Annotated in this window: 25 protein-coding genes and 1 tRNA gene; 8 read left to right on the top strand and 18 right to left on the bottom strand. The window is 60.2% G+C overall.

All coding sequences use genetic code 11. The features are described from left to right. The first annotated feature begins 9 nt into the window (after window positions 1-9). Entirely contained in the window at window positions 10-369 is a 360-nt protein-coding gene (locus tag AAE029_RS30565) for a response regulator (protein WP_371076683.1), read from the top strand. 6 nt (window positions 370-375) lie between these two features. Here the strand turns inward: AAE029_RS30565 and AAE029_RS30560 are convergent, their stop codons facing one another. The 4 genes from AAE029_RS30560 to argH all read right to left on the bottom strand — a co-directional run bounded on the left by AAE029_RS30560 (window position 376) and on the right by argH (window position 6,196). Continuing rightward, a complete protein-coding gene (locus AAE029_RS30560; protein WP_371076682.1) occupies window positions 376-3,012 on the bottom strand; it encodes a TIGR02302 family protein in 2,637 nt (878 codons plus the stop codon). Window positions 3,013-3,230: 218 nt separating this feature from the next. After that, entirely contained in the window at window positions 3,231-4,499 is a 1,269-nt protein-coding gene (lysA, locus tag AAE029_RS30555) for a diaminopimelate decarboxylase (RefSeq protein WP_371076681.1), read from the bottom strand. Window positions 4,500-4,511: 12 nt separating this feature from the next. Then, window positions 4,512-4,706, bottom strand: a complete 195-nt coding sequence (locus AAE029_RS30550) for a lipoprotein (RefSeq protein WP_371076680.1) — start codon at window positions 4,704-4,706, stop codon at window positions 4,512-4,514. A gap of 86 nt (window positions 4,707-4,792) precedes the next feature. Beyond that, the gene (argH, locus tag AAE029_RS30545; protein ID WP_371076679.1) at window positions 4,793-6,196 is read right to left on the bottom strand and encodes an argininosuccinate lyase; all 1,404 of its coding nucleotides are present in this window, start codon (window positions 6,194-6,196) and stop codon (window positions 4,793-4,795) included. A gap of 25 nt (window positions 6,197-6,221) precedes the next feature. Here argH and AAE029_RS30540 point away from each other — a divergent pair, with 25 nt between their 5' ends. Further along, a complete protein-coding gene (locus AAE029_RS30540; RefSeq protein WP_371076678.1) occupies window positions 6,222-6,887 on the top strand; it encodes a TlpA family protein disulfide reductase in 666 nt (221 codons plus the stop codon). A gap of 70 nt (window positions 6,888-6,957) precedes the next feature. On the opposite strand, the gene AAE029_RS30535 is transcribed toward AAE029_RS30540, so the two are convergent. The 7 genes from AAE029_RS30535 to AAE029_RS30505 form a co-directional block, all read right to left on the bottom strand. Next, window positions 6,958-7,839 carry a 3-hydroxybutyryl-CoA dehydrogenase gene (locus AAE029_RS30535; protein ID WP_371076677.1) on the bottom strand — a complete coding sequence of 294 codons (882 nt, stop codon included), beginning with the start codon at window positions 7,837-7,839 and terminating at the stop codon, window positions 6,958-6,960. A 138-nt stretch (window positions 7,840-7,977) separates the two neighbouring features. Then, a complete protein-coding gene (locus AAE029_RS30530; RefSeq protein ID WP_371076676.1) occupies window positions 7,978-8,907 on the bottom strand; it encodes an electron transfer flavoprotein subunit alpha/FixB family protein in 930 nt (309 codons plus the stop codon). 25 nt (window positions 8,908-8,932) lie between these two features. Continuing rightward, window positions 8,933-9,682, bottom strand: coding sequence for an electron transfer flavoprotein subunit beta/FixA family protein (locus tag AAE029_RS30525; protein WP_371076675.1), 750 nt, complete (start codon window positions 9,680-9,682; stop codon window positions 8,933-8,935). A gap of 160 nt (window positions 9,683-9,842) precedes the next feature. Further along, a complete protein-coding gene (locus AAE029_RS30520) occupies window positions 9,843-10,616 on the bottom strand; it encodes a rhomboid family intramembrane serine protease (protein ID WP_371076674.1) in 774 nt (257 codons plus the stop codon). Window positions 10,617-10,755: 139 nt separating this feature from the next. Then, on the bottom strand, window positions 10,756-11,334 hold the full coding sequence (locus AAE029_RS30515) for a cob(I)yrinic acid a,c-diamide adenosyltransferase (protein WP_371076673.1): 579 nt from the start codon (window positions 11,332-11,334) through the stop codon (window positions 10,756-10,758). A gap of 20 nt (window positions 11,335-11,354) precedes the next feature. After that, window positions 11,355-11,558: a twin transmembrane helix small protein gene (locus AAE029_RS30510; RefSeq protein ID WP_371076672.1), complete on the bottom strand. Its 204-nt coding sequence runs from the start codon at window positions 11,556-11,558 to the stop codon at window positions 11,355-11,357. Window positions 11,559-11,581: 23 nt separating this feature from the next. Next, window positions 11,582-12,415, bottom strand: a complete 834-nt coding sequence (locus tag AAE029_RS30505; protein ID WP_371076671.1) for an SDR family oxidoreductase — start codon at window positions 12,413-12,415, stop codon at window positions 11,582-11,584. An 83-nt stretch (window positions 12,416-12,498) separates the two neighbouring features. Here AAE029_RS30505 and AAE029_RS30500 point away from each other — a divergent pair, with 83 nt between their 5' ends. Further along, on the top strand, window positions 12,499-13,419 hold the full coding sequence (locus AAE029_RS30500; RefSeq protein WP_371076670.1) for a YihY/virulence factor BrkB family protein: 921 nt from the start codon (window positions 12,499-12,501) through the stop codon (window positions 13,417-13,419). Here AAE029_RS30500 and gluQRS read toward each other — a convergent pair. Next, on the bottom strand, window positions 13,384-14,265 hold the full coding sequence (gene gluQRS / locus AAE029_RS30495) for a tRNA glutamyl-Q(34) synthetase GluQRS (RefSeq protein WP_371076669.1): 882 nt from the start codon (window positions 14,263-14,265) through the stop codon (window positions 13,384-13,386). The two genes, AAE029_RS30500 and gluQRS, sit on opposite strands and share 36 nt — an antisense overlap. 54 nt (window positions 14,266-14,319) lie before the next feature. On the opposite strand from gluQRS, the gene AAE029_RS30490 reads away from it, so the two are divergent. Both AAE029_RS30490 and AAE029_RS30485 read left to right on the top strand, forming a co-directional pair. Beyond that, window positions 14,320-14,964 (top strand): DNA-3-methyladenine glycosylase, encoded by a 645-nt coding sequence (locus AAE029_RS30490; protein WP_371076668.1) that lies wholly within the window; start codon window positions 14,320-14,322, stop codon window positions 14,962-14,964. 112 nt (window positions 14,965-15,076) lie between these two features. After that, window positions 15,077-15,634, top strand: coding sequence for an HNH endonuclease (locus tag AAE029_RS30485; RefSeq protein ID WP_004671754.1), 558 nt, complete (start codon window positions 15,077-15,079; stop codon window positions 15,632-15,634). 6 nt (window positions 15,635-15,640) lie between these two features. Here AAE029_RS30485 and AAE029_RS30480 read toward each other — a convergent pair whose 3' ends face one another. Beyond that, window positions 15,641-16,153, bottom strand: coding sequence for a disulfide bond formation protein B (locus AAE029_RS30480; protein WP_371076667.1), 513 nt, complete (start codon window positions 16,151-16,153; stop codon window positions 15,641-15,643). A 22-nt stretch (window positions 16,154-16,175) separates the two neighbouring features. After that, window positions 16,176-16,766, bottom strand: coding sequence for a YqaA family protein (locus AAE029_RS30475; protein ID WP_371076666.1), 591 nt, complete (start codon window positions 16,764-16,766; stop codon window positions 16,176-16,178). A 209-nt stretch (window positions 16,767-16,975) separates the two neighbouring features. On the opposite strand from AAE029_RS30475, the gene AAE029_RS30470 reads away from it, so the two are divergent. Further along, a complete protein-coding gene (locus AAE029_RS30470) occupies window positions 16,976-17,263 on the top strand; it encodes a hypothetical protein (protein WP_371076665.1) in 288 nt (95 codons plus the stop codon). 29 nt (window positions 17,264-17,292) lie between these two features. On the opposite strand, the gene AAE029_RS30465 is transcribed toward AAE029_RS30470, so the two are convergent. The 3 genes from AAE029_RS30465 to AAE029_RS30455 form a co-directional block, all read right to left on the bottom strand. After that, a complete protein-coding gene (locus tag AAE029_RS30465) occupies window positions 17,293-19,035 on the bottom strand; it encodes a cation:proton antiporter (RefSeq protein ID WP_371076664.1) in 1,743 nt (580 codons plus the stop codon). A gap of 154 nt (window positions 19,036-19,189) precedes the next feature. Beyond that, window positions 19,190-19,274 (bottom strand) — tRNA-Leu (locus AAE029_RS30460). A gap of 108 nt (window positions 19,275-19,382) precedes the next feature. After that, window positions 19,383-20,681, bottom strand: a complete 1,299-nt coding sequence (locus AAE029_RS30455) for an MFS transporter (RefSeq protein WP_371076663.1) — start codon at window positions 20,679-20,681, stop codon at window positions 19,383-19,385. A 282-nt stretch (window positions 20,682-20,963) separates the two neighbouring features. On the opposite strand from AAE029_RS30455, the gene AAE029_RS30450 reads away from it, so the two are divergent. Continuing rightward, on the top strand, window positions 20,964-21,542 hold the full coding sequence (locus AAE029_RS30450) for a TetR/AcrR family transcriptional regulator (RefSeq protein WP_371076662.1): 579 nt from the start codon (window positions 20,964-20,966) through the stop codon (window positions 21,540-21,542). A gap of 3 nt (window positions 21,543-21,545) precedes the next feature. Here the strand turns inward: AAE029_RS30450 and AAE029_RS30445 are convergent, their stop codons facing one another. Then, a complete protein-coding gene (locus AAE029_RS30445; RefSeq protein ID WP_371076661.1) occupies window positions 21,546-22,736 on the bottom strand; it encodes an acetyl-CoA C-acyltransferase in 1,191 nt (396 codons plus the stop codon). Between the two features lie 297 nt (window positions 22,737-23,033). On the opposite strand from AAE029_RS30445, the gene AAE029_RS30440 reads away from it, so the two are divergent. Next, on the top strand, window positions 23,034-23,822 hold the full coding sequence (locus AAE029_RS30440; protein WP_371076660.1) for an SDR family oxidoreductase: 789 nt from the start codon (window positions 23,034-23,036) through the stop codon (window positions 23,820-23,822). Window positions 23,823-23,824 lie beyond the last annotated feature (2 nt).

Here is a 23,824-nt window from a genome sequence, read left to right as displayed (position 1 = left end):
GATGCGAAGATGGCTAAAATTCTGATCACGGAAGACGAAGACTCTCTGCGCAGTTTCGTTGCCCGGGCCCTGCGTCTCGATGGGCATGAAACCGAAGAGGCGGCCGATGGCGCCGAAGGTTTAGAGAAGCTGAAGAACGGCACGTTCGATCTCCTGCTGTCCGATATACGCATGCCCGTGATGGACGGGATCGAACTGACGCATCAGGCACGAAGCGCCTTTCCGTCCCTGAAGATCCTTTTGATGACTGGATATGCCGAGCAACGCGAACGCGCCGACGATCTCATGGAGAAGGTCGTCGACGTCGTCTCCAAGCCCTTTGCCCTGCCGGATATCCGCAAGGCGGTAGCGCGAGCGCTCGCCGCTTGACCTGACTTATTTGATGTCCAGCAACCGTTCGAGATAACGTCGCTCTATTTCCTGCGGCGGGTTGTTGCCGAGCTTCTCCCGGATCGCGTCGAGGATTTCGCGGGCGCGTTGGACATCGATCTCGTCGGGGATCTTGACGTCGTTGCCCCCATCACCCTCCTGCTGCTGGACACGGCGGCCGAGCGGATCGCGCCCGGTGGTCTGACCTTGGCCGTACTGACCTTGCGACCCCTGTCCCTGTTGTCCTTGTTGGGCCTGCATCATCTGGTTCATCATGTCCCGGGCACCGTCTCGGAGAGCTTGCAAAGCGCGTCCCTGGCCTTGAATGGCGGGCTCACCCCGTCCCTGGCCGAGCTCGCCGGCAGCACCTTCCATTTCTCGCTGTGCCTGGCCGAAACCCTTGCCGGGCTTCATGCCCATGTCGCTCAGGCCTTTTTGCAGTTCGCCAAGCTTTCTGCCGAGGGCATCCTGCTGTCCACGCAGCTGCTTGAGCGCTTCGCGCAGCTGTTCGGCCGTCATCTGGTCCGTGCCTTGCTGGCCCTGCTGGCCCTGTTGTCCGGGCTGCTGTTGACCCTGCTGCTGCTCGCCCTCCTGGCCGGGATTGGGATCGCCGCGCTGCATGCGATCTTTCAGTGCCTGGTCGAGCTGGAAGGTTTCTTCCATCAGCTTCTGCTGGTCGCGCAGGATCTCGCCAAGCTTGTCGAGCTGCTGGCGCATTTGGCTATTGTCCTGGCCCGACTGGCCCTGCGGCGGACGCCCCGCCTGCAGGTTGTTCATCATACGCTGCAGCTCGGAGAGCATCTGCTGGGCGGCATCTCGGTTGCCGGAGCGGGCGAGATTTTCGATCTGGTCGAGCATGCGCTCGAGATCCTGCTGGCGCAGAAAATTCTGGGCGTTCTGCTGGTTCGGCGCCATCGGACTGTTCTGCAGCCGCTGAGCCAGTTCGCTCAGATAGTCCTGCATCGCCTTGCGCAGCTCATCCATGAGCTTCTTGATCTCCTCGTCCGGAGCGTTGCGCTGCAAGGCGTCGGCGAGGTTTTGCTGGGCATCGCGCAGACGCCGTTCGGCAAGCGAGAGATCGCCGTCCTCCATGCCGAGCGCGATTTCCCAGAGGTATTCCGCCGTATCCTTCAGCGCCTCGTTTCCCTTGGCGAGCTTCATGCGGCCAAGTGCGGATTGCAGCAGCAGATAGTTCGTAAGGCTGGGGATCGTTTCCTCCGGACGGATGGTCAACGCCTCGTTCAGCGCGATCGATTCCGGCATTTTGCGGGTATCGAGCGAGAACACCTGTCGTTCTTCTGCGACGGCGGCGGCGAGCGGTTCATTGAAGTTGCGCGACGGCAAGACCATTTCATCCGGTGGGCTGCGCCCCGTCTGCCCGGCGGCATCCTTGGCGACGAGCGTGATGCGAACCCACTTTCCGGCCAGAGGATGTTCCGTCAAGTTCCTACTCGTCGTGCCCTTCATCTCATGAGCACTGCGTCGCGGAAGATCGAGCCTGAAGTCCGGTGGAGGGTAGAGCGGCGTTGCGGCCGGATCCGCGTCGATGGGAACGATCTCGGCACGCGCTTCCTGGACGCCATAATCGTCCTTGAGGCGGAAGCCGATTTCGAGCGCTCCGTTCACGGCGCGGCGCGGCATGCCGTCGAAGGCAATCTCCGGAGGTTTGTCAGGAATGATGTTGAAGGACCATTTCTTGCCGTCGACCATTAATGCGCCGCTCTCTTCGAGCTTCAGCACATGCGTGTTGGTCACGAGCGGGGTGCCTGACGGGCCGCTCGATGAGGCGACAGGTGTCGGGGTCGCACTGTTTGCAGGCCGCGCTGGCGTCTTCTTGTTTTCCTGAGCGGCGATTTCGATGTCCTCGTCGCTGGCCGCCTTTCGGAAAATGACCTGCTGATCGGCCTCCGCCCCGCTCACGCGGACGGTCAGATCGGAAAATTGCGGGACGTCCACGGCCCCCTGTTCCGCACCAGTGCTGGTGAGGTAGATCGGGGCGCGACCCGTATAGGAAGGCGGGGTAACCCATGCGTCGATCCGCATGGCGGGATTATTCGTGGTCACAATGGAGTGCTGAAAAGCATCGCCAAGGGAACCGCCGCCGTTGGACAGGGAATAGCTGAAGGCAGTCACCACCAGAAGCGCAGGGATCGCTCTGAGGGCGAAACGGTCGTAACGGGCGATATCGGGGCGTGGCAGGCCGGCGTCCAGCGCCGCTATTCTCTCGGCCATGCGGTTCTGGTGTTCGTGCCAGAGCGCTCGGGAGAATGGCGTTTCGAAAGCGGGCTCTTCCTCCTGAACGGTGACCGGCTGGTGCAGCAGACCATTCCGCTCCTCCAGCATGCGGTCGGCGGTCGGCGCATCCGGCCAGCGCAGCCGCCGGAAGGGCAGTAATGAGGCCATAAGAGCAATGGCCAGAACCAGAAGGATCGTCAGGCGGGCCCAGTCCGGTGCGACGCGAAAGATGCCGAACCATGCGGCGCAAAGATAGAGCGCAATGACGGAAAGTACCGGAACGAGAAGCGGCAGAATCTGTTCGGCGACCAGCACCAGACGCGCCAGAAAGCGCTTTATCGTAACCAGCCTTGCCAGCGACGGTCGCGAGGCGAAGGCACCCTGCTTGTCCTTGCTGGAATTCTTCATTTCGATCCGGTCTCCCCGATCTGGTGTTTACATGCATGTCGTTGCCGCCAGACCGCTTCACACTTTTGCGCGACATGCACTAGGATCAGATGGTGCGGCCGGTGACCGCAAGACAGCATTTTCCCCCTTAGAGGATAGCACTCTTTGTGGCGAAGACGAGGGCAAGGGCGTTTTGAGCGCCCTTTTTCCTCACGCATCGCTAAATTGTGATGGGAATGTCAACTCAGCCAGGCTGGAAGCGAATCGAGCCCGATCAGGTCCTCATAGGTCTGGCGGGGGCGAACCACATGGAAATCGGCGCCCCTGACCAGTACTTCCGGAATCAGAAGGCGTGTGTTGTAGGTTCCCGACTGAACGGCGCCGTAGGCGCCCCCCGAGCTCACTGCCATCAGATCACCGGGCCTTGGTGTCGCCATCTCCCGGTCGAGGGCCAGATAGTCCCCGGTCTCGCAGACCGGGCCTACGACGTCTGCCTTGATGCGTGGCGCATTCGCAGCCGAGATTACGACGGGCCGGATCTCGTGATAGGCCTCGTAGAGGGTCGGGCGGATCAGATCGTTCATCGCGGCGTCGACGACGACGAAGGTCTTCTCTCCACCATCCTTCAGATAAATGACTTCCGTCACAAGAATGCCCGCGTTGCCGACGATCAGGCGCCCCGGTTCGGTGATGATTTTGCAGTTGAGACCGCGAAGCTGGTTCTTGACGATGGTGGCATAGGCATCCGGAAGCGGCGGCGGATTATTGTCGGTGCGGTAGGGAATGCCGAGACCTCCGCCGATATCGACATGATGGATCGCGTGACCGTCGGCGCGCAGCGTACCAACCAGATCGCGGAGCAGCTTGAAGGCATCATCGAAGGGCTGCAGTTCGGTGATCTGACTGCCGATATGCATGTCGATGCCGGTCACCTCGATGCCCGGCAGACTGGCGGCGCGGGCATAGACAGCGCGGGCACGCTCCCAGCTGATTCCGAACTTGTTTTCCTTCTTCCCGGTCGAAATCTTCGCGTGGGTGCGAGCATCGACATCCGGATTGATGCGGAAAGAGACGGGCGCCTTTCTGCAGGCCCTGACGGCACGCTGGTTGAGTACCTCGAGTTCGGGCTCGGATTCCACATTGAAGCAATAGATGCCGGCTTCCAGCGCGAAATCCATTTCCCGCGCGGTTTTGCCGACGCCGGAAAACATGATCCGGTTTGCAGGAATGCCGGCCGCCAGTGCACGGCGCAGTTCGCCTTCCGAAACAACATCGACGCCGGCGCCGAGACGGCCAAGGGTCTTCAGCACGGCCTGGTTGGAATTGGCCTTCATCGCATAACAGACCATCGCATCGACATCGCCGAAGGCTTCGGAGAAGACACGGTAATGGCGTTCCAATGTGGCGGTCGAGTAGCAATAGAAGGGCGTGCCGACAGCCTTGGCGATCTCAGGAACCGGGACGTCCTCGGCGTAGAGAATGCCGTTGCGATATTCGAAGTGGTTCACGACCGAAACCTGTTACAGAAGAGGATCGAGAAAGAAATGCTTGTCCTTGGTGCCCGGCTGCTGCGTCGGCTTGGACGCGTCGCCGAACTTTGTTGCACCTGCGCTTGGAGGATCGAGGTCGCCCTTGCGGCCGCATCCGACGATGGCAAGACCGACGACCGAAAGTACGACGGTCAGGCGGATGATTTGCGGCACATTGATCTGCATCGATATCCTCTTGAGCGGGCAGGTAGTCAGACGGGCTTCTTCATAGCGAAGTTTGCTGGCCTTGTGCACCCTGATTGTTGGATGGTTCAGTTGCGCGCACGCCAGAAAGCGATCTGCTTGCGCACTTCGGAGGGTGCGGTGCCGCCGAAGCTCTTCCTGCTTGCGACCGAAGCCTCGACCGTCAGCACCTCATAGACCCTTTCGGTGATGGCCGGATGGATCGCCTGCAATTCCGTAAGCGGCAGTTCGGAAAGATCGCATCCCTTGCTCTCGGCAAGCGCCACCGCACGGCCGGTAACGTGATGGGCATCGCGGAAGGGCAGGCCAGCCTCGCGGACGAGCCAGTCGGCAAGATCGGTCGCGGTAGAATAGCCGGAGCCGGCTGCCGCCTTCATCCGTGCGGCGTTGACTGTGATGTCGCGCACCATGCCGGTCATGGCGGCAATCGCGAGCTCCAGGCTTTCGGCGGCGTCGAAGACCTGCTCCTTGTCTTCCTGCATATCCTTGGAATAGGCGAGCGGCAGACCCTTCATGATGGTGAGCAACGCCAGCAGCGAGCCGTTGATGCGGCCGGTCTTGGCGCGCACCAGTTCCGCGGCATCCGGGTTCTTCTTCTGCGGCATGATCGAGGAGCCTGTCGAAAAGGCATCGGACAGGCGGACAAAGCCGAATTGCGGCGTCGACCAGATGACGATCTCCTCGGCCAGGCGCGACAGATGCATGGCGGCGATCGCAGCGATGGAAAGGAATTCGATGGCGAAATCGCGGTCGGAAACGGTATCGATCGAGTTGCGCGTGGGTTCGCGGAAGCCGAGCGCCTTCGCCGTCATCTGCCGGTCGATCGGGAAGCCGGTGCCGGCAAGGGCGGCAGCGCCGATCGGGCATTCATCCATGTGCTCGATCGCATGGCGCACACGCGAGCGGTCGCGGCCGAACATTTCGACATAGGCCATGCAGTGATGGCCGAAGGTGACCGGTTGGGCGGTCTGCAGATGCGTGAAGCCGGGCATGACGGTTTCGGCATGTTCCTCGGCACGGTCGAGGAATGCGGCAATGAGGCCGGTCAGCGCCTGCTCGGTTTTCTGCAATTCCTCCTTGACCCAGAGACGGAAGTCGAGCGCCACCTGGTCGTTGCGCGACCGGGCCGTGTGCAGCCGGCCGGCAGCCGGGCCGATCAGGGTCGCAAGCCGCGCCTCGACATTCATATGGATGTCCTCGAGCCGGCGGGAAAATTCGAAGTTGCCGCTCTCGATCTCTGACAGGATCGTGTTTAGTCCGTGAACGATCTTGTCCTTATCCTCCTCCGAAATGATCCCCTGCTTGGCGAGCATGGTCGCATGCGCTATCGAGCCGCGGATATCCTGGGCAAAGAGCTTCTTGTCGAAACCGATCGAGGCATTTATCTCCTCCATGATAGCATCCGGGCCGGAAGCGAAGCGTCCGCCCCACATCTGATTTGAGGATTTGGTGTCCGTGGTGCCTTCAGCCATGAAGATGCCTATCCTGGAGAGCGAAATGACAACAAGAAGACCTCTTGGACTGCCATCCCTGAAATTGGTCGCGATCGCTGCGGTCGCCGGCATTATCGCCGGTGCGGCAGCGGTATACGTGAAGGAGGCGGGGTATGGCAATGGCAGCGGCGAAACTGCAGCCGCCAAGCAATGCGAGGCCGCCAAGGACAAGATCGCCGCCATCACGCCCTTCACCAAGGGAGAGGTCGCCGCCATGGTCGCGGCGAACCAGCCGCGCAAGCTGACTTCGGTCGTCTTCAACGGTCCGGAAGGCAAGGCGATGACGCTTGACAACTTCGCCGGCAAGACGGTGCTTCTCAATCTCTGGGCGACATGGTGCGTCCCCTGCCGCGAGGAGATGCCGGCGCTCAATGCGCTTCAGAGGGACATGGGCGGTGACCGGTTCGAAGTAGTCGCGGTCAATATCGACACCGGCGACGACGAGAAGCCGAAAGCCTTCCTGCAGGAAACCGGCGTCGACAAGCTCGGCTACTACCGCGACAACACCATCGGCGTCTTCAACAGCCTGAAGAAGGAAGGTCTCGCCTTCGGCCTGCCGGTGACGCTGCTTATAGACGACAAGGGATGCCTCGTCTCTGCCATGAACGGTCCCGCCGCCTGGGACAGCGACGATGCCAAGGGGCTGATCAAAGCGGCGATCGGGTCCTAGATGTGCCGGTTCGTTTCACGCATTCCGGACGAAAAGCCGCTTCGCACTTTTCCTGGAATTGCTTTAACGATCAGCGCGTCGGAACAGGGGTCTCGCCGCGATAGTCGTAGAAGCCGCGGCCGGCCTTGCGGCCGAGCCAGCCGGCTTCGACATATTTGACGAGCAGCGGGCAGGGCCGGTACTTCGAATCTGCCAGACCATCGTGCAGCACTTGCATGATGGAGAGGCAGGTATCGAGGCCGATGAAGTCGGCGAGCTGCAACGGTCCCATCGGATGGTTTGCGCCGAGCTTCATTGCCGTATCGATGGCATCGACCGTTCCGACACCTTCGTAGAGCGTGTAGATCGCCTCGTTGATCATCGGCAGCAGGATGCGGTTGACGATGAAGGCCGGGAAGTCCTCGGCGACAGTCACTGTCTTTTCCAGCGAGGCCACATATTCCTTGGCGGTGGCAAAGGTCTGCTCGTCGGTGGCAATTCCGCGCACCAATTCCACCAGCTTCATCACCGGCACCGGATTCATGAAGTGAATGCCCATGAAGTGTTCGGGCCGGTCCGTCGCGGAGGCAAGACGCGTAATCGAGAGTGAGGAGGTGTTTGTGGCAAGCAAGGCGTCCGGCTTCAGGACTGGACAGACCTGCGCATAGATCTTCCTCTTGACCGTCTCATCCTCCGTGGCAGCCTCGATGACGAGATCCATCGGTGCCAGGTCATTAATGTCGGGCGACCCGCTGATGAGGGAAAGGGCGGCCTTGCGTTGCTCGTCGGTCATCTTTCCGCTCGTTACCTGACGGGCAAGATTGCCATTGATGGTGGCGAGACCGGATTCAATACGATCCTGGGTAAGATCGTAGATGTGGACCTTGTAGCCGGCGGCCGCCGAAACATGGGCGATGCCGCAACCCATCTGGCCTGCGCCGATTATACCGATGTTCTTCAGCATCCCACTCATCGCCAACTCCCCCAGCGGAGCGCATTCCGCATACCGCTTTCAAATAAATTTGCCGGGCAAATAGATGCCCGGCAAAAGTGATAGACCGATAACAGATAATTTTCCAGTCATTCGCAATTGCGAAAAGAACCAGTCTGCTTACAACGCCTTTTCGAGTTCCGGCAGGACGTCAAAAAGATCTGCGACGAGTCCGTAATCGGCAATCTGGAAGATCGGTGCTTCCTCATCCTTGTTGATTGCAACGATAACCTTGGAATCCTTCATGCCGGCAAGGTGCTGGATCGCGCCGGAGATGCCGCAGGCAATATAGAGCTGCGGGGCGACGACCTTGCCGGTCTGGCCGACCTGCCAATCGTTCGGTGCATAGCCGGCATCGACGGCAGCGCGTGATGCCCCAACGGCGGCGCCGAGTTTGTCTGCGACCGGCAGAATGACTTCCTTGAATTTCTCGGCGGAGCCAAGTGCGCGACCACCGGAAATGATGATCCTGGCAGATGTCAGCTCCGGGCGATCCGACGTCGACAGCGCATCCCTGACGAACTTGGAAAGGCCCAAGTCGGATCCGGCGGCGATCGTCTCGATGGCGGCCGAACCGCCCTCGGGCGCGGCTGCGAAAGAGGCGGTGCGTACGGTAATGACCCTCTTGGCGTCGGTCGTTTGAACGGTCTGAATCGCATTGCCGGCGTAGATCGGTCGCTTGAAGGTGTCGGGTGAGACGACCTCGATGATTTCCGAGATCTGCGCGACGTCCAGAAGAGCCGCCACGCGCGGCATGACATTCTTGCCGACCGAGGTTGCGGCAGCCATGATCGTGTCGTAGCTGCCGGCGAGTGAGACGATCAGATCCGCCAGCGGTTCGGCCAGATTGTTGGCGAGCGTGTCGCCTTCGGCGAGCAGCACCTTCGATACGCCGGTAAGGGTGGCGGCGGCAGAGGCGGCGGTCTTGGCGTCCTTGCCTGCGACCAGCACATGCACATCGTCGCCAATCTTGGTGGCAGCGGTCAGCGCCTTGGCAGTCTGGTCGGAAAGGATTGCGTTGTCGTGATCAGCCAGAAGAAGAATGGCCATTGTTGAAATCTCCCTTTCCCGTTCCTTAGAGTACGCCGGCTTCGGTCTTGAGCTTCTCGACGAGCTCGGCGACCGACTTGACCTTGACACCCGCCTTGCGTCCGGAGGGCTCTTCGGTCTTCAAAACCTTGAGCCGGGGGGCGGTGGAGACACCGAAGTCTGCAGGCGTCTTCTTGTCGAGCGGCTTTTTCTTCGCCTTCATGATGTTCGGCAGCGACGCATAGCGCGGTTCGTTCAGACGCAGATCGGTGGTGACGACGGCGGGCAGTTTGATCTCGATCGTCTGCAGGCCGCCATCGACCTCGCGGGTGACGGTCGCGCTTCCCTCGGAAAGTTCGATTTTCGAGGCGAAGGTCGCCTGGGCCGAACCCATCAGGGCTGCCAGCATCTGGCCCGTCTGGTTCGAATCGTCGTCGATTGCCTGCTTGCCGACGATGACCAGACTTGGGCTTTCGGCGTCGACGACGCCCTTGAGGATCTTGGCGACGGCGAGCGGCTCGATAGCATCGTCGGTCTCCACGAGGATCGCGCGGTCGGCGCCCATGGCAAGTGCCGTCCGCAACGTCTCCTCGGCCTTGGCCGGGCCGATCGAAACGACGATGATTTCCTCTGCCTTGCCCGCTTCCTTGATCCGCAATGCCTCTTCCACCGAGATCTCGTCGAACGGGTTCATCGACATCTTCACATTCGCAAGCTCAACGCCCGAGCCGTCCGGCTTAACGCGGATCTTCACGTTGAAATCAACCACCCGCTTCACTGGCACGAGAATCTTCATAGGTTCCTTCCTTCAGCCATTATCCGCAAGAAAATGCGCTGTTCCGTGCAGCGCCGATTGTCGAATGGCGACATGGATACGTGTTTTTCCCCCAATTACAACGGCTCCATGACGCAGACAGGCAAATTGACCACGCAATTATCTTACGTTGACGTATACGTCAATAGTTGCCTGGACCGCGATCCCAGGGACCGTGCTGTTCCGTGGGGCGTGCGAAAGCGGCATCGTGTTCCACGGCGTGTGGAGTGACGATCTGTCGGTCGAAGAGCGGTACGCCCGGTCGGCGCAGGACCAGAACCAGCAGCCCGCCGGCCACGATTCCGCCGACATGCGCGCCCCAGGAGACATCCCCCTGTCGATCGAAGACCAGCATGAAGAACTGCTGCCCTATCCAGATCAGCAGTGGAATGAAGGCCGGAAGCGGCAGCGGGATACGGAAGAGTACCAGCACCCATACCCTGACGCGCGGATGCAGGAGGACATAGGCCGTCACGACGCCGGAGATCGCCCCCGAGGCGCCAACCAGCGGCGCTTGCGAGGCGGGACCGAGAAGGCCATGGAAGAGGGCGCCTGCAGCCGCGCAGAGGAGATAGAAGAGCAGAAAGCGCAGATGCCCCATCGCGTCCTCGACGTTATCGCCGAAGACCCAAAGGAACAGCATGTTGGTGGCGAGGTGGAGAAAGCTCGTATGCAGGAAAGCATAGGTGACATAGGTGGCCGTTTCCGGCACCACGGCGATTTCGGGTGCGAGTTCGGCGTAGTCGAAGGCGACCGCGGGAATGTAGCCGAAGCCCACGATCGCTGCCTCGGAGACATCGACGGGGCTCAGTTCCGTGAACAGCCAGACCGCGACGTTGAGCGCGATCAGCCCGATCGTGACATATTGCAGCCTTATGTGCCTCAGCGAATTCGTATCGTGTAGCGGTATGAACATGAAAACCTGTCCCCGGCGGTCCTACAGCGCCGTGCGTCTTATCAGACGCACAAAGGTCGCTGTAGCACTTTGAATTGCTGCATGTTTTTATCCTTAAATCGGTTCCGATTTAAGGAAACATGCAGTAGCCGGGGTGAGCTTATCTGTTTTTTCCCGGTACCCAAAGCACATCGGCCCGACCACGGTCATTGGCATGACGGGCAGCGACAAAGAGGAAATCGGAGAGGCGGTTGATGTATTTGAGCGCCGGGGCACTCACAGTCTCGCCTTCGCTGCGTGATAATGCCACCATCCAGCGTTCGGCCCTGCGTGCAATAGTCCTTGCCAGATGCAGGTGTGCGGCGGCGGGACGGCCGCCCGGCAGGATGAAGGAATTGAGGGGGCTGAGCTCCGCATTCAGCACGTCGATATTCCGCTCGATGCGTTCCACCTGCGTTTCGACGATGCGCAGCGGTTCATAGGCGGATGGCTCGTCCGTCTCCGGCGTCGAAAGATCGGCGCCCAGATCGAAGAGATCGTTCTGTATGCCGATCAGCATCTGGTCGAGCTCCGGCATCTCCGCCGTGTAGAGCCGCGCGACCCCGATCGCGGAATTGGTTTCGTCGACGGTGCCATAGGTTTCGACGCGCAGGTTATGCTTCAGCCGGCGCGGGCCGGAAACCAGGCCTGTGGTGCCGTCATCGCCTGTCCTGGTATAGATCTTATTCAGCTTGACCATCCCAGTGCCCCCTGACGAGCTTATGACGGCCGCCCGCCGCCCGTCAGCCAGAGGGTCAGCATGATAAGGATCACGGCGATCGCCTGCAGCAGTACGCGCAATTGCATGAGCTTGTTGGAAAGGTTCGCGTCCCCGCCCTTCATCATGTTGAATAGGCCGCGGATCAGCACAAGCGCAACGAGGCCGATGACGATGATCGCGAGAATATAGGTAAAAGTAGACATGGAATACGGGCCTCGATTCTAGGTCAGTCCAGCCAGCGCATGAAGCGATAGAGGAGGTCTGCCGGAAGCAGTCTCCTCAACATTATGCCCTGTTTTGCCGGAATTGTTACGGGGTAATGTGGTTTTGGCCTGGCCGAGTTCAAGGCGTGATCGAGCACCTTGTAGACGGCTTCCGGACCAAGCTTGTAGCGATTGACCGGACCTGTGCCCCTGAGCCGCGCCAGTTGCCGCTCATAGTCGGCGGCATGGGGCGAATTCTTCAGATCGATGTTCTTCTCGATCATGACAAGCGCATTGGCGTTGAAGCGCGAGGCGATCGGACCAGGTTCGATCAGGCTGACATGAATGCCTGAGCCCTGAAGTTCCATGCGCAGTGTGACGCTGAGGCCTTCGAGCGCGCATTTCGAGGCCGTATAGGCGCCGCGGAAGCGGTAGGGAACGAGGCCGAGGATGGAGGAGCATTGCACGATCCGGCCATGACCCTGCCGGCGCATCAGCGGGATCACGCGCCGTGTCAATTCGTGCCAGCCGAACAGGTTGGTCTCGAACTGGGCGCGCAGGGCATCTGTCGGAAGGTCCTCGACAGCACCCGGCTGGCCATAGCCGCCATTGTTGAAGAGGGCATCGATGCGATCCCCGGTCCGTTGAGACACCGTCTCGACGAGAGCGGAAATCGTCTCCGGCCGCGTATAGTCCATCGGCAGGGTTTCGATACCGTCGGCTTCGAGCGAAGCGAAATCTTCCGTTTTGCGGACCGTGGCGAAGACCCGCCAGCCAGCGGTTTTCAGAGCACGAGCGCAATGGGCGCCGATGCCGGATGAGCAACCGGTCACGACGATGATGCGCTGATCCGCCATGCAATGATTCCTGTACAAACCGGACTCATTTCCCATATTCGGTAGAATGTGACAATCGCCAACCCCTAAACGGTAAAGGTGGAATGCCGACGATCCTGCGCATCATCTACAAGGTGGGCTATGATGCCTTCTGGCACTTCACCGAGGACGACGGTTGGGCGATGGCAAGTCATGTTGCGCTCTCGATCCTGCTCGCCGTCTTTCCATTTCTGATCTTCGGCACGGCGCTTGCAAGCTTTCTCGGGGCGGACCAGTTTTCCTCCACGGCCATCCATCTCATTTTCGATACCTGGCCGGAAGCAATCGCCAAGCCATTGGCCGATCAGGTCCTTCAGGTTCTCACGATACCGCGGGGCGGGCTCCTGACGGTCTCTGTTCTGGCGGCTGCCTATTTCGCCTCCAATGGTGTCGAAGCATTGCGCATCTCGCTCAACCGCGCCTATCGCGTGACCGAAACGCGCCCCTGGTACATAACTCGCTTGGCGAGCCTTGGTTTTGTCCTGATCGCAGTACTGATCTTTGCGGCCATCAGCATCATGCTCGTTGCAGTCCCGCTGGCGCTTGACTATGCGCGCCAATGGGTGCCTTGGCTCGCAGATACGCTCGACATTATTTTCAGTTGGCGCGTCTATGGCACGATCTTTGTCCTGACCGTCGGGCTGCTGATCGTCCACCTCTGGCTTCCGGCCGGCCGACGCCGCATCTACGATGTCATTCCCGGCGTGTTTGTCACGCTGCTGCTGTGGCTCGCGGGTGCCTTGATCTTTGCCTATTATCTCGCGACTTTCGCAAATTATACGGCCACCTATGCCGGCCTCGCTTCGGTTATGATCGTTCTGGTCTTCCTTTACATGATCGGCGCAATCTTCATAATCGGCGCGGAGATCAATGCCGCATTGCTGAAGTTCAGGGTACGAGCGCTGCTGCTGCGCAACTTTGCGGCTGAAAACCTTCCGCCGGCCGGGCCCTCAGAGACCGACGAGGCGGCGAATATCCGCCGCTGACAGCCCCTTTTTCCGCAACTCCGCAAGGCCGGTATCACCAAGGCTCTTCGAGAGCTTGCGACCGTCCGGCCCATAGATCAGCCGATGATGATGGTAGACAGGCTGCGGCAGGCCGAGCAAAACCTGCAGCAGGCGATGGACCGACGTCGCATGGAAGAGGTCGAGCCCACGCACGATGTGGGTGACGCCCTGGAGCGCATCGTCGACAACGACGGAAAGGTGATAGCTGGACGGCGCATCGGAGCGGGAGAGGACGACATCGCCCCAGATGGAAGGATCGGCCGCGATCTGGCCGCGCCCGTTGTCGCCCGTTTCCGTCCAGTGTAGCCGCTCCGTCACTTCGTCCATCGCCTTTCGCATATCGAGACGCCAGGCGTGCTTGAGGCCGGCGGCAAGCATCGCCTGCCATTCTTCGACGTCGCGATCCCGGTCATCTGGCGGGTAGAGCGGTGAGCCGTCCGGATCGACGGGCCAGATCCCTCCTTGAGCCTCATATGCTTTGACCCGGGCCTTGACCTCGCCCCGGCTGAGAAAGGAGGGATAGACGAGCCCGCGTCGCACAAGAGCGTCCAGAGCCCTCCGATACTTGCCGAAGTGATCCGATTGCCGGCGCACCGGCTCCTCCCAGGAAAGGCCGAGCCAGCCGAGATCCTCATAGATGTCAGCTTCGAATTCGGGTGTACAGCGGGTTCGATCGATGTCTTCGATGCGCAGCAGGAAACGGCCGGAGGCCTGCCTCGCCATGTCGTAATTGAGGAAGGCCGAAAGCGCGTGTCCGAGATGCAGCGGCCCGTTCGGGCTCGGGGCAAAGCGGAAGACGGGTTTTTGACGAAAGGATGCAGTCATGCTTTTTTCTGCCACGGATTTGGTTATCGAACCATGAGGAGCATTGGAACCAGGATGCGGATCATTCGCAGCGACGAGGATATCGTCGAAGGGCTCGAAGCCCTTGTTCGTCTTGATCCGCGCCTGCGGCAGATCGTCTCGCAGGCCGGCCCCGTGCCGCTCAGGTTGCGCGAGCCGGGCTTCGAGGGACTTGCCCATATTATCGTTTCGCAGATGGTTTCGCGGGCGAGCGCCGAGGCGATCTGGCGCCGCTTGCATCCCGGCAACGGCATCTTGACAGCGCAAGCCTATGCAGCCTTCCCGGAAGAAGCTTGGCGGGATTTCGGATTGTCGCGCGCTAAGGCTGATACGCTGGCGCGCATTGCGGACGCCGTCATCTCCGGCCGGCTCGATCTCCTCTCCCTCTGCCTGAAACCAGCGGACCTGGCGCTTTCCGAACTTACGGCGATCAAAGGAATCGGTCCCTGGACCGCCGAAGTCTATCTCATGTTCTGCGGCGGTCACGCAGATGTGTTTCCCTCTGGCGACGTTGCCCTGCAGAATGCGGTGGCGTCGGCTTTCGCGCTCAGCGAGCGTCCGCAGGCCAGGGCATTGACCGAGATTGCCGGGATTTGGGCGCCTTGGCGTTCTGTCGCGGCCCGGCTCTTCTGGGCTTATTACGCCGTCAGGCTACGTCGCGACCTGCTGCCGATCGGCTGATGCGCTCTACTCTCCCGTTCGTCGCTACGCGCTGAATTTATTGGACTTCACAATCCTGTAACAACCGGCCTAATATACAAGATGTGGATGCCGAATCGATCAGGAGGGTTCCTTGACGATTGCTGTCTCACCCCAGGCCCTACCGGCGCTCGTCCTGAACGCTGACTATCGGCCCCTGAGCTATTATCCCTTGTCGCTCTGGTCCTGGCAGGACGCGATCAAGGCGGTCTTCCTCGACCGTGTGAACATCATCGCCGAGTATGAACATTCCGTATCGTCGCCGAGCTTCTCAATGCGGTTGCCGAGCGTCGTGTGTCTCAAGACTTACGTTCAGCCGTCCCGCAATCCGGCCTTCACCCGGTTCAACGTATTCCTGCGCGACAGGTTCGAATGTCAGTATTGCGGCGCGCACGACGATCTGACCTTCGACCACGTCATTCCGCGCGCCCATGGCGGCGAGACGACGTGGGAAAACGTCGTGGCCGCATGCTCGCCCTGCAATTTGAGGAAAGGCAGCAAGCTGCCGAAGCAGGCAGGCATGTTCCCTGCTCAGAAGCCCTATCAGCCGACCGTGCAGGATCTGCACAACAATGGCCGGCTCTTCCCGCCGAACTATCTGCACGACAGCTGGCTCGACTATCTCTACTGGGATACCGAACTGCAGCCCTGATAGGAATCAGGCTGCCTTGCGCAGGCCGACGAAGGCAATGGCCGCAAGGATGAGGCTGGCAATCACATTCCAACCCGCGAAGGAAAGGCCAAGCACGCGAAGTGCCGCATCGGTGCAGGATGGACCCTTGATGCTGTTCAACTCGCTAAGCAGATCGCCGGCGTTCTGCGTCATGCTGCTGGCCGTGGTCGAGCAGGTTGTGGGACCTGGCCAGAATTGCCATTCGACGCCGGAGTGATAGACACCCATGCCGGCGCCGACCAGCATCAGGATGCCGGCAATCGCCAGCAGCCCGCGCGTCATCCATGACGGCAGGCCGAAGGCGGCCGAAAGTGCTGCGAGAATGGCGATGGGGATGCCGTAATAGTAGGGCTGGCGCTGCAGGAGGCAAAGAGCACAGGGAATATAGCCGCCGATATATTGGAAGCCGAGGGCCGATCCGACCGTGACTGTCATGCCGACGGCGAGCAGGAGGGAGAAGCCGAAGCCGGGGCGGGCAAGCAGCGATGATTGGCTCATGGGTGGTCTCCGCAGGGCATGCTCAATGCGCGAGCATGCGATAGACAATATAGGCGATGATGGCGACGGCCGCGACTGCCGTGACGATCTGGCTCAAGCGCTTCTCGATGAAATGCCGGATAGGCTCGCCGTAGCTGCGCAACAGCCAGGCAAGGAGGAAGAAGCGTGCTCCGCGCGCGGCGATCGCCGAAACGACGAACATACCCAGATTGATCTTGGCGACACCGGAAAGAATTGTGACGACCTTGATCGGCGGCAGATGCGCGAGGCCCGAGGTCACCAGCAGCAGCATCATGGTCTCGTAGTTCATGTAGCTGCGCAGCCGGTCGAAATCGTCCATCTTGCCGTAGAATTCGAGGATCGGCCGGGCGATCGTCTCAAAGGCATAGTAGCCGAGCGCCCAACCGGCAATGCCGCCGAGCACCGAGGCGGTCGTTGCCACCAGCGCGTACCGCCAGGCACGCTCCGGCCTGGCAAGCGACATCGGCAGATAGAGAACGTCGGCTGGAACCAGAAAGACCGAGCTTTCGACGAAGGCGATCACTGCGAGCCAAATTTCAGCGAATTTGCGCCCGGCGAGCGACATGGTCCAATCATAGAGGCGTCGTAGCATGTATGTCCTTCCGTGCTGCGGCGCAAAATCAATAGGGGGATGGGTCTGCGCTGTAAATGCCCTGTCTGCTGCTTCCTCACATCCTGGGGCGAAAACTTTCCGTGATGGCAGCGGTAGCGGCGCGACTAATTGTCATCCGAAGAACTACGGGATTGCAATTTAATTGATGTCGCGCAACTTGATTTCGGGAGGGTCTCGTAGGTGTGTGAATGAAGTTCTATGTGATCGAGGGCGGCCTGAGTGAGGCCGCCAGCAAGAATGATGCAAATGGCGATGCTCTCAGTCCGAGCATGCATGACGTGAAGACGGAAGCGGCACGGCGTATCAAGGATAGTGGCTATGAGGAATGGCGCGTCAGGGAATTCGTGACCGGCGCGCCGATACCTTCGGCGTTGAAATATCTCCGTATGCAGATTGAATTCGCGGCCGAAGCCCTCACAAGGCTCAGCCCCATTCCGCATGACTTTCGCGCAGACGCCTACTGGCCGACGAAATAACCGTCGGACATTTGTGAACGAAGATCACGTTAGCCGGCATCGACGGCTTGATCCGGCTGCCGGCGCATGATGTTCATTTCGCTTCGTTCTTTCGCCATATTGGCCACGGTAAGACGCAATGTCGGGTGCCGTGACATGAAAATATTGAAGTCCCGACGCTCGAGCACGAGGAACCGGCAGAAGTCGACGGCCACGACATCCGCGGTGCGGCGTCCGCCGTTCAGCAGCGCCATTTCGCCAAAAAAGGCGCCTGGTTCGAGGCGGACTTCTCCGCGGTCGAGAAGGACCTCGACCGCGCCGGACGCGATGAAATACATGCTGTCGCCCCGATCGCCGCTCCTGATCACCCGGTCGCCGGGTTCTGCTTCTCTTGGCCGGAACAGCAGCAGCAGCTCTTCCTGCGAATCTTCGTCCACCTTTGCAAAAAGCGGGAAAGTCTCGACCAATTCCTGCATTTGCAGCTGCCGATGTCGTTCCTTTTCCTCACCGAGCAGGCGGATCTTTTCGAGTTCCTTGACCAGAGCGTCGTGCCTTCTCTTGCCATAGGCTTTGCCGATAGCGGGCCAGGTGGTGTTTACCTTCTTCCGGATGCCATCGATCGCCAAGAGAACAAAGGGGTTGAGTACGATCGACAGGATTGCCGAGGCAAGAATGAGATCCTGGCCTTCCTCCGGCAGCAGACCAAGCGAGACGCCGAGGCTGGCGAGGATGAATGAGAACTCGCCAATTTGCGCCAGGCCGCCTCCAACCATCAGGCCGGTGCCGATCGGATAGCGAAGCAGTACCACCAGGCAGAAGGCTATGATGGATTTGCCGAAGATGATCAGTGCAAGAGCACCGACCACAGCCAAGGGCTCTCGGATAATGATGGAAGGATCAAAAAGCATCCCCACGGAAACGAAAAAGAGCACGGAGAATGCATTCTGCAGCGGCAGAGAGTCGGCCGCAGCGCGATGGCTCAAATTAGACTCGCCCATGATGACGCCGGCAAAGAAAGCGCCCAGCGCAAAGGACACGCCGAAGATCTGGGCCGAACCGAAGGCGATGCCGACTGCGATTGCAAGTACGGAGAGGGTGAAAAGCTCGCGCGAGCCCGTGCGTGCGACCAGGATGAGGAGCCAGGGGACGACCTTGGGGCCAAGAAAGACTGCCATTGCCGCGAAAGCGGTCACCTTAAGCAAGGTGAATATGATCGTTATCGATATCGGCTGGGTGGCCATGCTCCCTACAGCGTCAGCATTGCCACCGAGAAGCCCGGCGAATGCCGGCAGGAGAACGAGTGCCAGAACCATCGCCAGGTCTTCGACGATGAGCCAGCCGATGGCAATGCGACCGCTTGCGGCGTTTACGAGATTATGTTCCTCGAGCGCCTTGAGCAAAACGACGGTGCTGGCGACCGAAAGGCTAAGGCCGAAAACGATGCCTGCCCCGAGGCTCCATCCCCAAAGGGAGGAGAGGCCGATCCCAAGCAATGTGGCAAGAATGATCTGGATGATGGCACCGGGAATGGCGATGCCACGCACGGCCAGCAGATCGGCCGCGGAAAAATGCAGGCCGACGCCGAACATCAGCAGGATGACGCCCATTTCGGCAAGTTGGCTGGCAAGGTCGGAGTCCGCGATGAGGCCGGGTGTAAACGGTCCGAGCAAGACACCTGCAATCAAATAGCCGACCAAAGGCGGCATACGGAGGCGATCGGCAACGTAGCCGAAAATGGCGGCAAAGACGAAACTCACTGCAACCGTTGCTATTAACGCTACCTGTTGATGCACATCCGCCCTTCCTGTGCCTGTTGTTCCGGCCCGTCTTTCGCCGGATGCTGATCAATCCGCCGGGATTATCGCGAAAAAATCCGCTCTTGCCTTCCGCAATTTGGCCGACATGGCCAAAAATAAAATAATGATTTGAAAATAATGATTTGGAAGATGGTGCCCCATGCCGGAGTCGAACCAGCACTTCTTTCGAAACTCGATTTTGAGTCGAGCGCGTCTACCAATTCCGCCAATGGGGCAACGGATAACCGACGAGCGGGGTGTCTAACACGCGATCGCCCGCACACGCAAGGCGGCGGGCGAAGTTATCGGGCTGTTTTCTCGCGTCCTATCGCTGAGGCGGCGGTTCAATGGGCCGCTGCCGGAGTCGGTGCCGTCACGCCGGACTTTTTCAATGTTACGGCAAGCAGCGACGCCAGCAGGCAGAAGGCGCCCGCGATGAAGAAGGCGGGCAGATAACTCGAGAGCTCCGTCCGCGACAGGCCGGCGCCATAGGCGGCGGTGGCGGCGCCGAGCTGGTGGCCGGCGAAGACCCAGCCGAAGACGAGGCCCGCCTTTTCACGGCCAAAACGATCGGCGGCGATCTTGACGGTCGGCGGCACCGTGGCGATCCAGTCGAGGCCGTAGAAGATGGCAAAGATCGACAGACCGTAGAAGCTGAAGTCGCTGAAGGGCAGGTAGAGGAGCGAAAGACCGCGAAGGCCGTAGTACCAGAAGAGCAGCCAGCGATTGTCGAAGCGATCGGAAAGCCAGCCGGAGCCGATCGTGCCGAAAAAGTCGAAGATGCCCATCATAGCCAGAACGCTTGCCGCTGCAACGGGCACGATGCCGAAATCGCCGCAAAGGGTGACGAAGTGGGTCTGGATCAAGCCGTTTGTGCTGAGGCCGCAGATGAAGAAGGTCGCAAAGAGGATCCAGAATGTCGAGGTTCCTGCCACGTCCCTCAATGTGTTGATCGGCGTCATCAGCAGCGAAACGAGACCTGCGCCCGTTGCCGGCGGCGGCGTGACGTCGACCTCGCCGTAGGATGGGAGATTGAGGTCGGACGGCCGGTCCCGCATGACGGCAAGCACGACAAAGGCTGCGACAAGGATCATGCCGCAGACGAAGAGGACGTTCGCACGCCAGCCGAAGCGCTCCGTCAGTTCGGCCATCAGCGGCAGGAAAACGAGCTGGCCGGTGGCGGAACTTGCCGACAGCATACCGACCACAAGGCCGCGGCGCTTGGTGAACCAGCGAGTCGATACCGTTGCGGCAAGCACCATGGCGGTCAGGCCGGTGCCGAAGCCGACAACGATCCCCCAGAGGAGCAGCAACTGCCAAAGCTCAGTCATGAACAATGAACCGACAAAGCCCACGCCAATGATGATCAGAGCAAAGACGATGACCGGCCGCAGGCCGAAACGGTTCATAAAGGCTGCCGCAAAGGGGCCCATCAGACCGAAAAGGATGAGACGGATCGCGAGCGCCGACGAAATCGAGGAGGTGCTCCAGCCGAATTCGTCCTGTAATGGCTTGATGAGCACGCCCGGCGCGCCCATCGCACCGGCTGTGACCAGCATGGTGAGGAACGTGGCGCCGACAACGACCCATCCGTAGTGGATGTTCCGCCGGGCAAGAGTCGATGCGAGAACTGTCGAGACCATAGGCTTTTTCCAGGGGATAATATCAGAGGACCGGCCGGGCCGGGGAATCGAGGAGATCGAACTTGCTACCAAACATATACAAGTCGGGCATATAGCGGCTTATGCGATTTCAGCACCGGATCGACAGCCGTGAGGTTGTCGCAGGGCGGAGACGATCCTGAATGTCCGTTGCGCATGGCGTTTCTCCGTTTTGCCGATCGGGATTTAGATGATGAGTATCATTATTGTTGCGTATTGATGATGGCTGTCATATAAATTGTCAAGCGTCAACCGGAGACCGCAATGAGAGTAAGCCGCGAAAAATTTGCCGAGAACCGGGAAAAGATCCTGGAGGCGGCGGGGGTTCTGTTCCGCGAGAACGGTTTCAACGGCATTGGTGTCGCCGACATCATGCAGGCGGCAGGGCTTACCCATGGCGGCTTCTATGGTCATTTCACATCGAAGGAGGATCTGGCGCTCGAAGTCAGCCGCGGTCTCATCGACAAGGTGGAGACGCGCTGGAAGAAGATCATTGCCGATGCGCCGGAGCGCCCGCTGGAGGCCCTCCTCGATCATTATCTGTCGCCACGCAGTCTCCATGATCCCGGCACGGGCTGCGTCTTCGCATCGCTCGTGCAGGAAGTGAGCCGCGACGACGGCCCTGTCCGTGCGACCTTCTCCGAAGGGCTAGCCTCCCTGGTCAATCTTCTCGAAGGGATCGTTACTGGCGAAACGCCACAGGACCGGCGCCGCAATGCATTTTCAACGCTGGCGGCGATGATGGGTGCGGTTATCATGGCACGGGTTGCCGGAAGCGAGGAGATGGCGGATGCCTTTCTAGCCTCGATGCGGCAGACGCTCGCATCCGCCAATGGTTCGTGAGCCCTACTCGACTCGTTCGATGCTGATTGCCGTTGCTTCACCACCGCCGATGCAGAGGGCCGCAACGCCTTTTTTCAGCCCCTGATGCTGAAGTGCATGCAAAAGCGTGACGATCAGGCGGGCTCCGGTTGCGCCGATCGGATGTCCGAGAGCGCAGGCGCCGCCATTGATGTTCAGCCGATCGCGATCGATGCCGAGATCGCGGGCGGCGGCCATAGCCACCACGGCAAAAGCCTCGTTGATCTCGAAGAGGTCGACGTCGCCGACCGTCCATCCCGTCTTCTCCAGAACCTTGCGGATCGCCGGGATCGGCGCTGTCGTATACCATTCCGGCGCCTGTGAATGCGTAGCATGGGCCCTGATCTCGGCAAGGATGGGCAGGCCCTCGCGTTCGGCAACCGAGCGCCGCGTCAGCACGAGCGCTGCGGCGCCATCAGCATTGGCGGAAGCGCTTGCAGCCGTAATGGTCCCGTCGGGGCGGAAGGCGGGCTTCAGCGTCGGGATCTTCTCCGGCGAGACCTTGAGCGGATGTTCGTCATCCTCGATCAGCGTTTCACCGCCCTTGCCGACCACCGGCACTGGGGTGATCTCGGCCGCAAAATGCCTCCTATCAATCGCACGCCGCGCTCTCGTCAGGGTTTCAACCGCATAGGCATCCTGATCGTCACGGTTGAATTGATAGGCTTGCGCCGCCGCCTCGCCGAAGTCGCCCATCGAGCGACCTTTTTCATAGGCGTCTTCGAGGCCGTCGAGCATCATGTGATCGTAAATCCGGTCATGGCCTACGCGATAGCCGCCGCGCGCCTTGGCGAGCAGGTAGGGCGCATTGGACATGGACTCCATGCCGCCAGAGACGGCAATCTCGGCCGATCCCGCAAGAATCAGGTCGTGGGCGAGCATCGTCGCCTTCATGCCGGAACCGCACACCTTGTTGACTGTCGTCGCTCCAACCGCGTCAGGAAGGCCAGCGCCGCGCGCTGCCTGACGTGCTGGCGCCTGTCCCTGTCCTGCCGGCAGCACGCAGCCGAAAAGTACCTCGTCCACGCGCTCCGGCGCAAGATTTGCGCGCTGAAGCGCGGAGCGGATGACCTGCGATCCGAGCTCCGGCGCGGCTATCGCGGAAAGCGCGCCCTGAAATCGCCCGAGCGGCGTGCGGGTAGCGGAGACGATGACGACGGAATCATGGACGGTCATGGCAGCATTCCTCGTTCCGATTTAAATGACGAACATCATGATAGTAATATTACATGATATTCGTCATGAAAAGAAGGCGTGGGAGCGACCGTTTCGGAACATCCAGGGCAAGGTTGGAATGCTCTCCACCGTTTCAGGCGTAACGCTTTGCACCCGTTTTGACATCGCTCGACAACCTGCGCACCGGACCTTGCCCGCAAGGCCGCGCGTCCGAGCAGGATGAAGGCAAGCCTGAAATAAGGACCGTCGGAGCGATCGGAAAAATCTCGCCTCCGGCCAATCGCGGGAGAAGTCGACATGGAGCAGCTCGATGGAAAGATAGCCCTCGTCACCGCCGCCGCAAGCGGACCGGGACGTGGCCATGCGATCCGACTGGCGGAAGCGGGAGCCGCCATCATCGCGATCGACATTTGCACGCAGATGGAAGAGGTCGACTATGGCATGGCCTCGGCTGCCGACCTGGCAGAGACGGAGAGGCTTGTGCGAGCAATGGGAGCGCGTATTGCGACCGCCCGGGTCGACATACGCGATTTTCGGGCGCTATCCGACGCGGTCAACGCCTCGGTCACGGCATTGGGCGGACTGGATATCGTAGTTGCTAATGCCGGCATGCTTGCCATCGACCGATCGGAAAAGCTCACACAGCAGGAATGGGACCTGATATTCGACGTCAATCTCTCGGGTACCTGGAAAACAATCCGCGCCGGTTTGCCACATCTGATCGCCCGTGGCGGCGGTTCGGTGGTCGCGGTCACATCCGGAGCAAGCACTCTCGGGCTTCCGATGCTGGACCCCTATGTCGCCTCGAGGCATGGGGTCGTCGGCATCGTTTCCGCGCTTTCAATCGAACTGGCCCAGAAGAACATCCGCGTGAATGCGATCTGCCCGACAGATATCGCCGACGCAGGCATGCAACAGGAGAGGGTAGGCGGGAAGCGGCAATCGGCGGCCTTCTACAACGCGTCCAAGGCCAAGCTCGCCGATGAGGTGGATATCAGTGACGCAATTCTCTATCTTGCGTCAGATAAGGCCCGCTTCGTCACAGGTCTTACCTTGCCGGTCGAAGCCGGCCTGATCGCCTCGTGACG

The sequence above is a fragment of the Sinorhizobium sp. CB7 genome, from assembly GCF_041357635.1.
Lineage (GTDB): Bacteria > Pseudomonadota > Alphaproteobacteria > Rhizobiales > Rhizobiaceae > Rhizobium.
This window is presented reverse-complemented; position numbering and strand designations above follow the sequence as displayed.